The sequence below is a fragment of the Chitinophaga filiformis genome, from assembly GCF_021646545.1.
Taxonomy (GTDB): domain Bacteria; phylum Bacteroidota; class Bacteroidia; order Chitinophagales; family Chitinophagaceae; genus Chitinophaga; species Chitinophaga filiformis_A.
The window spans coordinates 155,226-169,035 of the sequence record NZ_JAKIRP010000004.1; the positions used below are offsets into that span (position 1 = coordinate 155,226).

The 13,810-nt window shown below is 46.5% G+C and carries 11 protein-coding genes; 7 read left to right on the plus strand and 4 right to left on the minus strand.

Going from position 1 to position 13,810, the window contains the following annotated elements:
- Positions 1-6 precede the first annotated feature (6 nt).
- The gene (locus tag L3C95_RS12965; protein WP_236388001.1) at positions 7-2,454 is read left to right on the plus strand and encodes a glycoside hydrolase family 9 protein; all 2,448 of its coding nucleotides are present in this window, start codon (positions 7-9) and stop codon (positions 2,452-2,454) included.
- On the opposite strand, the gene L3C95_RS12970 is transcribed toward L3C95_RS12965, so the two are convergent.
- Both L3C95_RS12970 and proB read right to left on the minus strand, forming a co-directional pair.
- Entirely contained in the window at positions 2,447-3,694 is a 1,248-nt protein-coding gene (locus L3C95_RS12970) for a glutamate-5-semialdehyde dehydrogenase (RefSeq protein ID WP_236388010.1), read from the minus strand. The genes L3C95_RS12965 and L3C95_RS12970 overlap by 8 nt on opposite strands.
- A 25-nt stretch (positions 3,695-3,719) precedes the next feature.
- Entirely contained in the window at positions 3,720-4,754 is a 1,035-nt protein-coding gene (gene proB, locus L3C95_RS12975; RefSeq protein ID WP_236388018.1) for a glutamate 5-kinase, read from the minus strand.
- A 151-nt stretch (positions 4,755-4,905) separates the two neighbouring features.
- Between proB and L3C95_RS12980 the strand changes: the two genes are divergently transcribed.
- From L3C95_RS12980 to L3C95_RS13005, 6 genes are all read left to right on the plus strand, one after another.
- Positions 4,906-7,215 carry a GH92 family glycosyl hydrolase gene (locus tag L3C95_RS12980; protein ID WP_236388026.1) on the plus strand — a complete coding sequence of 770 codons (2,310 nt, stop codon included), beginning with the start codon at positions 4,906-4,908 and terminating at the stop codon, positions 7,213-7,215.
- A 98-nt stretch (positions 7,216-7,313) separates the two neighbouring features.
- Positions 7,314-7,817 carry a hypothetical protein gene (locus tag L3C95_RS12985; RefSeq protein ID WP_236388028.1) on the plus strand — a complete coding sequence of 168 codons (504 nt, stop codon included), beginning with the start codon at positions 7,314-7,316 and terminating at the stop codon, positions 7,815-7,817.
- Between the two features lie 755 nt (positions 7,818-8,572).
- Positions 8,573-9,034, plus strand: a complete 462-nt coding sequence (locus L3C95_RS12990; RefSeq protein ID WP_236388029.1) for a hypothetical protein — start codon at positions 8,573-8,575, stop codon at positions 9,032-9,034.
- A 216-nt stretch (positions 9,035-9,250) separates the two neighbouring features.
- Entirely contained in the window at positions 9,251-9,883 is a 633-nt protein-coding gene (locus L3C95_RS12995) for a hypothetical protein (protein WP_236388031.1), read from the plus strand.
- 53 nt (positions 9,884-9,936) lie between these two features.
- Complete coding sequence (locus L3C95_RS13000) at positions 9,937-10,689, plus strand: sensor histidine kinase (protein WP_236388033.1); 753 nt, start codon at positions 9,937-9,939, stop codon at positions 10,687-10,689.
- Complete coding sequence (locus tag L3C95_RS13005; protein ID WP_236388034.1) at positions 10,661-11,338, plus strand: response regulator transcription factor; 678 nt, start codon at positions 10,661-10,663, stop codon at positions 11,336-11,338. The genes L3C95_RS13000 and L3C95_RS13005 overlap by 29 nt, the downstream gene beginning before the upstream one ends.
- On the opposite strand, the gene L3C95_RS13010 is transcribed toward L3C95_RS13005, so the two are convergent.
- On the minus strand, positions 11,335-12,591 hold the full coding sequence (locus tag L3C95_RS13010) for a DUF2264 domain-containing protein (protein WP_236388041.1): 1,257 nt from the start codon (positions 12,589-12,591) through the stop codon (positions 11,335-11,337). The genes L3C95_RS13005 and L3C95_RS13010 overlap by 4 nt on opposite strands.
- On the minus strand, positions 12,591-13,787 hold the full coding sequence (locus L3C95_RS13015) for a glycoside hydrolase family 88 protein (protein WP_236388043.1): 1,197 nt from the start codon (positions 13,785-13,787) through the stop codon (positions 12,591-12,593). The genes L3C95_RS13010 and L3C95_RS13015 overlap by 1 nt, the downstream gene beginning before the upstream one ends.
- Positions 13,788-13,810: the final 23 nt, after the last annotated feature.

Sequence of the window (13,810 nt, forward strand, 5' to 3'; positions counted from 1 at the left end):
CGTAATATGAAAAAGCTGCTCTTGCTGGTATTATCCGCATTTATCAGCCTTCCACTTCCTGCCAACTGGATACGCATTAACCAGCTTGGTTATGCGCCGCACAGCAGTAAGGTGGCAGTTTGGTGCAGTAAAGAACAAGATACATTAAAATATTTTGAGCTTGTCAATGCCGCTACAGGTGAGGTAGTATTCAAACATGCTGCGGGCAGGGCGGCGGGTGCTTATGGGCCGTTCCGGCAAACCAGCAGGCTGGATTTTTCTTCATTTACCCTGCCGGGACGATATTATTTACAGGCAGGCGGGGCAAAGTCGCCGGTATTCTCTATTAGTGATACAGTATATAAAGGCACAGCCGACTTCTGCCTGCGGTATATGCGGCAGCAGCGGAATGGCTTCAATCCTTTCCTGAAAGATTCCTGTCATACGCATGACGGCTTTCCCGTTTATGGACCTGATAGCGTGTTTGTGCCGGTTTCCGGCGGATGGCATGATGCTTCGGACTATCTGCAATATGTTACTACTTCAGCCAACGCCACCTGGCATCTGCTGGCAGCTTATCGTGACTTCCCAAATGTATTTACAGACTCATTACAGGCCAATGGGTTACTTGGCGATAATGGCATTGCAGACGTGCTCGATGAGGCAAAATGGGGCCTGGATTGGCTTATTAAAATGAACCCCCAGGACGACAGGATGTATAACCAGGTAGGTGATGACCGCGACCACCAGGGTATGCGCATTCCGCGGCAGGATACCAATTTCTATGGCCGTGGACTGGAACGTCCCGTTTACTTCTGTACTGGACAGCCGCAGGGGTTGTTAAAATATAAGAACCGCAGCACGGGTGTAGCTTCTACGGCTGGAAAGTTCAGTAGCTGTTTTGCATTGGGCACAAAGCTGTTTGCGGATTTGCAGCCTTCTTATGCAGACATCCTTCAGCACAAGGCTAGCGCCGCTTATAACCTGGGTATGCTGAAACCGGGCGTTTGTCAGACAGCTCCCGGACGCTCTCCTTATTTCTATGAAGAAGATAACTGGACGGATGACATGGAACTGGCAGCGGCTTCCCTGGGCGGCTCCTATCTCAATAATGCATGGAACTTTGCACGACAGGAACCTGTCACGCCCTGGCTCGGACAGGATACTGCCCGCCACTATCAATGGTATCCGTTCGTCAATCCTGGTCATGCGGAACTGGCCAGATTATCAACAGGGGCACAACGGGATACACTGATCCGCTACTATAAAGAAGGCATTGAACGCGTATGGCGCAAGGCTTCGCAGAATGCATTCTACCGGGGCATTCCTTTTATCTGGTGCAGCAACAACCTCACCGTGGCCTTTGCCATCCAGTGTTACTGGTACAGGCAACTGAGTGGGGACAATACTTACCTGCAACTGGAGCAGGCCTGTTTTGACTGGATATTCGGCTGCAATCCCTGGGGCACAGCTATGGTATATGGTTTACCTCAACATGGCGACACGCCTTCCGACCCTCACTCCTCTTTCACTCATCTGAAACAATACCCGATAGACGGCGGACTGGTGGACGGACCTGTATATACCAACATCTTCAAAAACCTGATCGGTATACAATTGCAGGATGCGGACGAATATGCTGAGTTTCAAAGCAACCTGGCGGTATATCACGACGACTATGGAGACTATAGCACCAATGAGCCTACCATGGATGGTACTGCTGTGTTGATCTATCTGCTGGCAGCACAGGAAAATGCTGCACGGCAAAAAGGATATACTATCACACAAGGTGGCATTACGAGAATGGACAGTACCAGGAAGGAAATGGCGCTGGTGTTTACGGGGGATGAATTTGGGGAAGGCTTACCGCACATCTTTAATGTGCTGCAGCAACAGCAGGTAAAAGGTTCTTTTTTCTTTACGGGGAATTTTTATAGCAACACTCATTTTCAGCGGGATATTAAACGGCTGTATGCCAATGGTCATTACTTAGGCCCGCATTCAGATAAACACCTGCTTTACTGCGACTGGAAAAAGCGGGACAGCCTGCTCGTTTCACGACAGCAGTTCAGCGCTGATATGCAGGCAAACCTGTCGAAGATGCAGGCATTGGGCATTGATACTGCAAAGGTGCATACTTATATCCCACCCTATGAATGGTGGAATGATACTATTGCTGCGTGGTCGGAAAAGATAGGATTACAGATCGTTTGTTTTACACCGGGTACCAGTAGTAACGCCGACTACACTTATCCGCAGATGGGCGCATCCTACAAAAGCAGCGCAGCTATTTTGCATGCAGTAAAAGCATTTGAAACCCGCAGGCCGGGAAAGCTGAATGGGGTTATATTACTCATCCATGCAGGTACAGACGCCAGAAGAAAGGACAAATTCTATCTACAATTAGATGCGCTGATCAGGTATCTGAAGCAACAGGGGTATCATTTTAAAAAGGTAGATGAGCTGGTTATCTAACCTGCCCATCTCCTCTTACAAACCATTTTTCAGTGACAAGTTTCTCCAGTGCAAAAGGTCCTCTTGCATGTAATTTCTGTGTAGAGATGCCTATTTCTGCGCCCAATCCGAACACACCTCCGTCGGTAAACCGGGTAGAGGCATTCATGTATACGGCGGCAGCATCCACTTCATTGAGGAAACGTTCACTGATTGCAGTATCTTTTGATATAATAGCTTCAGAGTGTTTGGATGAATACTCCTGAATGTGCTGCAGGGCTTCGTCCACACCGTTCACCACTTTTACGGAACATTTGAAGTCCAGGAATTCCCGTCCGAAATCTGCTGCCGTAGCACGTATCAGGTACGGGTATTCCAGCGCCTCCAGTATGTTGTATGATACTTCGTCTGCAAAGATCTCCACATCATAATCCTGCAGGGCGTCAGCCAGCAGCCGTAGTAATCCGGGTGCTGCCTGTTCATCTACCAATACAGTATCCAGTGCATTACATACGGAAGGACGGGATACTTTTGCATTGGTGATCACCTTACTGGCCATCTCAAGATCCGCCGTCTTTTCCACATACGTATGACAAACGCCGGCGCCGGTTTCGATCACAGGCACCTTTGAATTAGCGCGTACGTAATCGATCAGCTGCTGGGAGCCGCGGGGAATAATGATATCAATGTACTTTACAGCTGTTAGCATTTCTCCGATAAGTGCCCTTTCCACCGGCAATAACTGCACTGCATTCACATCAACTTTAAAGGTGGCCAGCACTTCCTGGATCAGCTTAACGAGAATGATATTCGTATGAAATGCATCTGTGCCGCCACGCAGTACAGCGACGTTACCGGACTTAATGCATAAAGCAGCAACATCCAGTGTTACGTTCGGGCGTGATTCATAGATGACGCCCACCACTCCCAGGGGGGCGGTACGTTTCTGCAGCTGTAACCCATTGGGCAGTGTTCTTTCCAGCAGCAGCTGGTTGGCCGGGTCGGGTAAGTGAGCTATATCTTTTAGACTGTCTGCCAGTTGCTGTATACGGCTGGCGTTCAGTAATAACCTGTCTTTTTTCGGGTCCTGGTCAGACATTTTGTCCAGGTCCTTTTTGTTTTCCGCTACAATATCAGCGGTATGTGCTACAATCCGGTCGGCCAGCTGCAGCAACAATTGCTGCTTCTGCTCATCGGGCAGTGTTTTCACAGAACGTGTGGCTGCCTGTGCCTGCACCAGTAAAGGTTGTATGGATTCCATATTCCGCCAGTTTTACTTGTTTATTTTATAACAGCACAATATCATCCGCATGTGCAATCTCCAGGTTCTGCGTTTTACCGTCTTCCGACAGCAGGTCGGAAGAGACCTTGGCACGTGCTACTGCAATCACATTGTGTTCTTCGTCCACGATCTCGAATACCTCACCTCCCTCAAATCTTTCCAGCACGGTCAACACGCCCACTGCCAGCAAGCTACGTCTTTTCTGCAGAGCTGACAACGCACCCTCGTCCACCAGCACCCTGCCGGTCACCAGGCTACCGCTGGCCAGCCATTTCTTGCGCGCCGGCATACTGCATGGCTGCGGCAGGCACAAGGTACCTGTTTTCCCGGCGATGGCATTCAGAATGCCATCGGGAGTATGGATACCAAATATCACCACTTTGATGCCCATGCGGGTAGCCAGACGGGCAAAGGTCAGCTTGGACACCATTCCTCCCAGTCCCAGACTCGATTTTTTGGTATCTGCCAGCGACAGCACTGATTCATCGATCGCATCTATCTGTGGTACCACCTTGCCTTGCCTGTCCAATACGCCACCTACGGAAGTACTGAACAGCAGCATGGAAGCACCGAAGCCCACGGCTATCAGGGTAGCCAGTTCATCGTTGTCGGAGAATTTCAGCTCCAGGTCACTCACCACGTCATTCTCATTGGCCACGGGTATTACACCGCTGGCCCAGAGTTCTTCATATGTTTTTTTTAGTTGCAGGAACTGTGCCCTGTTACTGAAATGCCTGCGTTCACAAAGGCTTTGCGCAATGGCAATGTCGTACGGGGAAAAGTACCGGGCGTACTTACTGAGCAGCAAAGGGTTACCGATGGCTGCCGCCGCCTTACGCTCACTCATTGTGCCACCGTATTGTTTCAGGTATTTCTTGCCTGCAGCCACTGCTCCTGACGATACCAGTACGATATTATATTCTTCTTTCAGATCTGCTACCTGCCTGGCTATGGAGGCTACTATTGTCTCATCCAGCTCCCCATTTTCATGTGTGATGGAGGCTGTCCCAAATTTTATTACTAATATCGGTTTTGTCACTGCTCGCTGAATTTGCCGACAAAATATTGAAAATGCCTCATTTTTTCATTATTTACATTTCATTTAAAGTCTTTTACCCGGCTGTGACATCCTGTTTATACCGGAACTATTACTTTGCAAGGTTCTCTAATCGTTAAAACACTTATTGACAATGGGCTCACGCTTGGCTACCCGTCTTTCCTTATTCACCGCATTTTCTTTATGCACCCAGCTTTCCCTGCAGGCGCAGGACAAAAATCTGGTACAATATGTAAAACCCATTATCGGTACAGAAAAAATGGGACATACCTATCCCGGTGCTACTGTTCCTTTTGGAATGGTGCAATTAAGCCCGGAAACAGATACGCTTCCCTATGAGATGAATGGACGTTACAATCCGGATGTGTACAAATACTGCGCAGGGTATCAGTATGTCGACAAAACCATTACGGGATTCAGTCATACACATTTCAGCGGCACCGGTCACTCCGACCTGGGAGATTTCCTGATCATGCCCACAACAGGGAAACTGTACCTGAACCCCGGTACGGCCAGCAATCCGGAAAGCGGCTACCGTTCCACTTTCTCACACGATAACGAAGTAGCTGAAGCAGCTTACTATAAAGTAAAGCTCGATAAATATAACATCACCGCTGAGCTGACCGCAACCAACAGGGTGGGCTTTCATCAGTACACTTTTGCGGAGGCGACAGACCAGGCACATATTGTGCTCGATCTGATGGCCGGCATTTATAACTATGGCAATAAAAATGTGTGGACATTTGTAAGAGTTGAGAATGACACACTGATAACGGGTTACCGGCAGACTAACGGATGGGCGCGTACGAGGATTGAATATTTTGCGATGTCTTTCTCCAAACCTATTTCCCACTATGGTCATCAGAACTACGCCAATGACGTGTACAAGGGCTTTTGGCGTAAATTTGACGTAGCACACGATTTCCCTGAAATGGCCGGCCGTAATATCAGGGCCTGGTTTGACTTCAAAGTGCAGGCGGGTGAAAAGGTCAAGATCAAATTCGCACTCTCTCCTGTAAGTACAGCAGGCGCACTGGCCAATCTGCGTGCAGAAATACCAGGATGGGATTTCGAAAAAGTAAAGCAGGACGGACAGGCGCAGTGGAACAAAGAGCTGCATAAGATCACCGCACAGCTGAACAGCAACGATGAGATGATCAACTTCTATACCGCCATGTATCATGCTTTCCTGAGCCCGACTACCTACATGGATATTGACGGCAGTTATCGTGGCCTGGACCAGAACAATCACAAAGCAGAAGGATTCACCAACTATACTACTTTCTCCCTGTGGGATACTTACAGGGCATTGCATCCGTTGTTCAACGTGATACAGCCTAAACGTAATGCAGACATGATCCAGTCAATGCTGGCGCATTATGATCAGAGCGTACAGCATATGCTGCCTGTATGGTCGCACTACGCCAATGAGAACTGGTGTATGATCGGTTATCATAGCGTATCGCTCATTGCAGATGCGATCATTAAAGGCAATGCACCTTTTGATGCAGAGAAAGCGCTGGCAGCCTGTGTAACAACAGCCAGACACCGCACTTACGATGGCCTGGGTTATTACATCGACAAAGGTTATGTACCTGAAGATAAAAACGGCTCTTCTGTATCCAAGACGCTGGAATATGCGTATGATGACTGGTGTATAGCGCAGGTCGCAAAGAAGCTGGGCAAACAGGATATCTATGACGAATTCATCAAACGTTCCCAGAACTACCGCAATGTGTACGACGCAAGTATCGGATATATGCGTCCACGTTTGAACGATGGTACTTTCCGTGTTGCATTCGATCCGTTGAAGACAGATAACCAGGGTTTTATTGAAGGTAATGCGTGGAACTACAGTCTGTATGTGCCGCAAGATCCGGCAGCGCTGATTGCGTTGAACGGAGGCAAGAAGCGTTTTTCCGGTCACCTGGACAGCCTGTTCACCATGCATCTGCCGGACGAATTCTTTGCTGAGACCGAAGACATTTCCCGCGACGGCATCATCGGAAACTATGTACATGGAAATGAACCATCTCATCACGTAGCTTATCTCTACAACTGGACAGGCGAGCCATGGAAAACACAGGAAAGAGTACGTATGATCCTGAAGAAGATGTACCATCCCGGCGCAGACGGTCTGGGAGGTAATGATGACTGTGGCCAGATGAGCGCCTGGTATATATTCACCTCTCTGGGTTTTTATCCGGTATGTCCGGGTTCCGACCAGTATATACTGGGAAGTCCGGCGGTTAAAGCAGCCACCATCCAGCTGGAGAATGGCAATACTTTCACTGTGGAGGCGCCTGGTCAGAGCGATAAGAATGTGTATGTACAGCAGGTAACGCTGAACGGACAGCCTGTGCTGACTAACAGCATCAGCCATGCAGATATCATGAAAGGAGGGCGTCTGGTGTTCCAGATGGGAGCAAAACCGAAGAAATAATCTCCTTACTCATAAAAAAAAGAGGGATGGATGAGAGGATTTACTCTTGTCCATCCCTCTTAATTTTTACGTAGATTTATATATACTAACCCGTATATATGAAAGCAATCCCACATCAGCACAGCTTCAGGTTCCACAACCTGGGCATTGGTGATATACAGCTGGGCAAAAAGCCGGAACAAATACCCGGCATGCTACCTTTTCCCTCCTATACCGGTAAGAATAACTTTCGGGTTTATCCTGACGCTGCTCATTATCATGCATTTAACGGAACGGCAAGAGGTACAATTGAGAAAGACGATCCGGGCATTAACCTGCAGCACCTGTTGACAGGCATCAACGAAGATGGGTTTATTAACCGCATATTTCTTTATCCGCAGGAAGCCAATGAGCAACTGGCATGGCGATTGAGTCAGTTGTACGGCGAGCCGTTTACGGGGAAGGTGCAGTCTGGTGTGCAAAATACCTGGATCACTGAGAGCGAAACGGAGGTAACGTTATTCAATCCGGCGGATAACAACACCGCTGATACGGTTATTTCATTCCGCTTTTTTTATGACTTTTCGGCGTTGAAGGAATATATCATTGAAGGTACAACGTAGTTGAACTATACAAAAGAAAAGGCCTGCTAAAAAGCAGGCCAGTTATGGTACTTTGGGGGGGACAATACAATTAGGGTTTTCAAAGGGTACAATATTTTAAATCAGCATTCAGGCTTAATTGCCTTCTCAATATTAGAGAAAATAAAGTTCAGGAAGTTGTCATTAAGAGTGTATGCGAGACATCTGAATCCTCACTTTGAGATACCTGTTACAACACGAAAATAAATGCCGGTAGAGCAAAATGCCTGTGAGTCATGCCAATAGAGCACTTCAAAGAGATAAATAACTGATAAACAGCAATTCCTATACAGGTAAGCGGGGAGAAAAAACCGGCAATGAATCAAGAGGAAATGTATAAATACGTAAATGCAAACTGCGTAAATCACGGTAAATAGGTATCCGGTATTTCACGGTATCCGGCGGACCGATTTTCAAGCCATATATAATACGTGTATGATTCTGAGGTTAATTACCTGGAAAAAGCGTTTCTTATATGTGATTTTTTTTTGCCACCGATATTATCCGGTAAATTTACACCGTTATTTACGCAGAATGATCTTCGTGTTTCAAGGAAAAAGGGGCATAAATACACGGTTTTTATATTATATAAAATTATATATAATCTGAGCTGGAAGTAATTATAAATTTCCTATGTTTGTAATGTTATGATAATCATAAACTTACAATGTTTTTCCCATGTCTTAAAACCTAGTTTTAGGTTGTTAATGATTGATAAACCTAAAATACAATATCTTATGTCAGCCGCTAAAACCATGAAAGTAGGTCAGTTCGTAGACAACAAGCACGTCACTATGCTGCGCGAAAATTATACACAGAAGAGATGGAAAGCGAATTCTGAGCGTCTTGGCAAACCCGATTCTCTGAGCGTATGGTATAGCCTGGACGAACTGAAACAATACATCGCTACCGCTGAAGAAGCTGGAGCTGACGGCATCAGGGTTTATTTCGGGGTATACCCTTCTGTTTTTCCGGAAAACATTTTGTTGCAGGATAGACAAACTATCGTTTTTGTGGCTACAAGACAGAAAATCAGTGAAACCGGTAAAACCGAAAACAAAGACATGTATGTTTCCACACCGAAAGGGCCAGAAATGGTGGCATTCAACTGGGGACTGCCCTGCCCTCCCGGCTGTGTAGGCGACCCGCAGTGGAAAAGCGTTTGTGAAACTACAGAGCTGCAGCCTGCGAACCGATAGCGTTTCCCCATCCTCATAAATCAAGTTCTAAGCTGCCTGATGGTATCCGGCAGCTTTTTTTATAGCCTCTGAATTTATTTTATCGCCACTTTTACTAATTTACCAGCCGCATCAAAGTCATTAATAACAGTTTAAAATATTTGCCACTCATATTCTATGTCATGTGCACATATATATATGCTCTTGATTTCTAAAGCGGTTCTATCACGAATACCTATGCATGTATTTATCATCATTATCTGCTTTATCATCGCATTGCTGGCTAAGCTTCAGAAAAACCCTCCACGGTACCTGAATACGTTTATCATATATATCCTGGTGACCATTGCTATAGAAATGATGGCCTGGTGGTATAACATACATAATAAGCACAACCTGATCTTCTATAATTTTTATGGAATAATCAACTTCACCTACCTGATCTTTCTGCTACGTTCATTCATGGCCAATAAGAGAATGATCAATGTAATGGGAGTCCTTTTGATCATTTATCCACTATTGGCACTTATTAACCTGGTCTTTATACAAAAGCTGGACACTTTCAATACTTACACATTTCTATCGGGTTGCATTATAGTGGTAACAGCCAGCATCTGTTACTTTTATGAGCGTATCAAATATCCGGGGCCGCATAGCCTGCTGCACGAGCCCGCTTTCTGGGTATCCACCGGCCTGCTGTTCTTTTATACCTGCAGTCCGCCGCTAACGGGGGTACTGAATGCCATCTCACTAATGCCATTCTATAACTATAAAACGCTTTATATCATAAATCTTATGGTAAATATTATCCTATATTTATTGTTTAGCATTTCGTTCATATGCAATCTGATTTTCAGGAGGTATTCCTAGTCATTTTTACATCCCTCTTCCTACTTGTTTTACTGGTGGGCTTCATCATTATTATGTTGATATTGAATCAGAAAAGCAGGCAGGCACAGGTGCAGGAACTCAGATTAATGAAAGAAAGGTATGAACAGGAACTATTAAGGTCACAACTTGAAATCCAGGAGAATGTGTTCGGACATTTGTCTCAGGAGATACACGATAATATCGGGCAATCCCTCACGTTCGTAGCTTTATCCTTATTAACAGTACCGGTAGAGAACAACAGTGAAGCACAGGAATATATAGAAGAGAGCAGGAAGGCTTTGCAAAAAGCCATCACAGAACTAAGAGATCTTTCACGCAGTTTACACACCGACCGCGTCACGGAAGTAGGCCTGGTCAATTCTATTGATTTCGAACTGGAGCGACTAAAGAGGACTAATTTGTACGAAACTTCTTTTAATTTTGCTGACATTCGGAACCTGCTGGACCATCAGACAGAAATCATACTTTTCCGCATCATACAGGAAATGCTCAACAATATCGTGAAACATGCCAAAGCGAGTAGAGTAGAAATCCGACTTTCTCATAAAACAGATATCCTTGTCCTTGAGATCAAGGATAACGGTGTTGGATTCGATCCTGAAGCGCTTTTCGCCAAACAGGAGAGGTCAAAAGGACTAGGACTGATGAACATTCGAAAAAGAGCATCCCTGATAGGAGGTACATTCCATATCAATAGTGCGAAAAATAGCGGGACCGCCATTCGTATCACTATACCCGTAAATAAACAATCATTTCATGAGCATAACCAGGAAAGCGAAATATAGTGTTGCCATTGCCGATGACCATGTGCTCGTCAGAAAAGCACTTGGCAGGCTGATTAATACCTTTACTGATTACTTCATACTTTTTGAAGCCAGTAACGGGGAAGAAGTGATCAAGATCATCAATAACCGTGAGTTACAGCTGCCCGACATCTTGATACTGGATGTGAACATGCCGGGTATGAACGGTTATGAAACTGCTACCTGGATCAATAACCATTTCCCTCAGATCAAGGTGCTTGCGCTCTCTATGCTGAACGATGAGTCCGTGATCATTAAGATGTTGAAATCCGGCGCCAAGGGTTATATTATGAAGAACGTTGAACCTGACGATCTGAAAGAAGCCTTTGATTCTATCATAAAGAAAGATTTCTATCTGCCTGATTACATTTCAGGAAAGGTGATCTCCGGCCTACAGAAAGATGTATTATCACTTAGCGAAAAGATAGAACTGACACCTAAGGAAAAGACATTCCTGCAATTCCTTTGTACAGAATTATCGTACAAGGAAATAGCACAGAAGATGTTTGTAAGTCCCCGAACCATTGATGACTACAAGAGCAGTCTTTGCGACAAACTGAAAGTTAAAACCCGTGTGGGTCTTGTTATTTTCGGTATCAGGTATGGACTGATAGACATCAATACCGACTAAAGCGCATGGTCTTTCTTCACTGTTTTGCCCGCCCATGCTTTTTGCGCGGTCCACTCTTCGGGGGAAGCCGTCCAGAAAGCATTTTTTTCTGGCAGTCCTAATGCCAGGAATCCTGTAGTACACAGGTATAAACTGCCGGTGGATGTATATACATCTGCTATTTCCGGCTGATGGCCACAGAAACCTAATTGCAACCAGCCATCTTTGTCGAACGTACCAGGCGTCTCAAAGATGTTCTTCATCACAGCGGTCATAGCCGCCCGCACCTGTCCGGGCTTCAGTTCTTCCAGCAGCTGCTCATGTAACGCCAGTTGTACCAGTGGCTGAAAAACAGCATTCCGGTAAGTCATGGAACGGCCTACTACCGGGAAAGTACCTTCAGGAGAGATCAGCCGTTCCTGGATAACGCCATAACGTTGCATCCTGGTGATACCCTGATCGTATTCTTTCGGATTGATCTTACCAGCATCTGACAGTACTTTCAGGATATCTGTCAGCATCGGTTGTATGACAAAACCATTGTAATAATCAAAATGGAAGTCGGCCCCGTCGCCATACATCCCATCTCCCTTATACCATTCCTGGTGCTTTTTCACTGCATAATCCACCCGCATACCGTCCCACTCTTCTCCAAACAACAGCAATGCCGCTTCGATAATGGCAGCAAAAAGCAGCCAGTTATTGTATCCCGGCCTGATACTGCGCAGGCTCTTAAAGCCGGCAACTACCTGTTGCTTGACGGCAGCAGGAAGGGGGTGCCATAACTGCCTGGGCGCCCTGATAAAGGCATGTGCAAGAAAAGCGCCGTCCACCAGGGGCTGTGCGTCAAACTGGCCTGTAAAGTTCATATAATCAGGCCCGCCAGGTTGCACTGCCTGTTCTGTGGCCTTTAACGCATAATCAATAAAACGAGCCCTTATTTTGCCCTCAGGAGTATTATCGGCACCCAGCTCCAGCCAGGAAGAGATCCCGGCCATAGTGCGCCCAAAAGCCTCCAGATAGGTCACCTTTTCGACCGGCTTATTGTAACCGGGTGCTTTCTCGGTCGGCATTTTTTGCCGGAGCTGCCCAAGGCTCAGATTTTTCATGACCGGTTCTGCGATGCGGGTCAGGAGTTGTACCCAATATTCCCGGTCTGTCTCAAAACCAGCACTTCCTGCCGGCTGTTGTGCTGCCTGCAGGAAGTTGCCTGAGTTAACCGCCCCGGCCATGCCAGCCAGCGGAACTGCTTTTATAAAGTGACGTCTGTGCATTACTTAGACCATTGTTTGTATCGTAACAAAGCTTCTACAAAATAATAGTCGGCATATGTGAGTGGTACATCTACTTCGGAATTGTGCGGAAGAGAGCCTACGCTATGCATCAGGATGAAGTTGTTGTTCTCACCTTCTTTTGCCAGATAAGCAGGACTAGCCAGGCTTTCCAGCATCTTCTCCCCTGCTTTCCAGTACCGGGAAGATATATCGCCTTTCGTATAACGGCTTAGCTCAAGCAAGGCAGATGCCGCCACAGCGCCCGCAGAAGCGTCTCTCTTTGCGTTCGGAATGCCAGGTGCGTCGTAGTCCCAGTAAGGGATCAGATCTTGCGGCATACGCGGATGTCCCAGCATGAAATCAGCAATATGTTTTGCCTGCTCCAGGTAGGCTTTATCTTTTGTTTCGCGGTACATCATGGTGTAACCATACAAGCCCCAGGCCTGTCCGCGGGACCATGCAGAAGTATCATTTGCACCCTGATGAGTGTTCCTTGCCAGTACGGTTCCGGTGGTGGAATCATATCCAATTACATGATAGGAACTGTAATCCGGCCTGAAATGATGCTTTATAGTTGTATTGGCGTGCGTACGGGCTATACGATCAAAGGAAGGATCTTTACTTGCCCTGGTAGCCCAGGTCAGTAATTCCAGGTTCATCATATTGTCGATGATCACCGGGAATTCCCACTTACCATGGTCCCATGATTTGATACAACCCACCTTCGGATTAAAACGTGTACAGAGGGAACGTGCGCTGGTCAGCAGTACGTCTTTGTACTTAGGATCTTTGGTGATACGGTACGCATTTCCCGCACTGCAATACAGCATAAAACCCAGGTCATGTGTACCCTTGTTATTTTTTTCGATCTCTACCTGTGCGGTACGTTTCAGTGCTTCCTGCTTCAGCGTATTATCTTTTGAATATTCATACAGGTACCAAAGTGTACCGGGATAAAACCCTGCAGTCCACCAGCCTGTTTTAGCGGTAACCAGGCTACCGTCTGCATTATTGGTGGTACGCGGCAAAACACTGTCCGGTACGTGTTGCATCATCTGCTTATACTGACGTACCGCCAGGTCCAGCGTCTTATTCGCCAGCTCGTTCATTTGCTGTTTGCGGCTGCTTTGGGCATATACAGTAGTGATACTGCCCGACAACAATAATCCACAGAAAAGGAGTTGTAGTTTTTTCATCTCGTGTAATTTTATCAACCGCA

What these genes read in the sequence shown, in the direction of transcription:
- L3C95_RS12965 (WP_236388001.1), top strand. Translation starts at nt 7, where the DNA reads ATGAAAAAGCTGCTCTTGCTGGTATTATCCGCATTTATCAGCCTTCCA.
- L3C95_RS13010 (WP_236388041.1), bottom strand. Translation starts at nt 12,591, where the DNA reads ATGCACAGACGTCACTTTATAAAAGCAGTTCCGCTGGCTGGCATGGCC.
- L3C95_RS13015 (WP_236388043.1), bottom strand. Translation starts at nt 13,787, where the DNA reads ATGAAAAAACTACAACTCCTTTTCTGTGGATTATTGTTGTCGGGCAGT.
- L3C95_RS13005 (WP_236388034.1), top strand. Translation starts at nt 10,661, where the DNA reads ATGAGCATAACCAGGAAAGCGAAATATAGTGTTGCCATTGCCGATGAC.
- L3C95_RS12980 (WP_236388026.1), top strand. Translation starts at nt 4,906, where the DNA reads ATGGGCTCACGCTTGGCTACCCGTCTTTCCTTATTCACCGCATTTTCT.
- L3C95_RS12985 (WP_236388028.1), top strand. Translation starts at nt 7,314, where the DNA reads ATGAAAGCAATCCCACATCAGCACAGCTTCAGGTTCCACAACCTGGGC.
- L3C95_RS12990 (WP_236388029.1), top strand. Translation starts at nt 8,573, where the DNA reads ATGTCAGCCGCTAAAACCATGAAAGTAGGTCAGTTCGTAGACAACAAG.
- L3C95_RS12995 (WP_236388031.1), top strand. Translation starts at nt 9,251, where the DNA reads ATGCATGTATTTATCATCATTATCTGCTTTATCATCGCATTGCTGGCT.
- L3C95_RS12970 (WP_236388010.1), bottom strand. Translation starts at nt 3,694, where the DNA reads ATGGAATCCATACAACCTTTACTGGTGCAGGCACAGGCAGCCACACGT.
- L3C95_RS13000 (WP_236388033.1), top strand. Translation starts at nt 9,937, where the DNA reads ATGTTGATATTGAATCAGAAAAGCAGGCAGGCACAGGTGCAGGAACTC.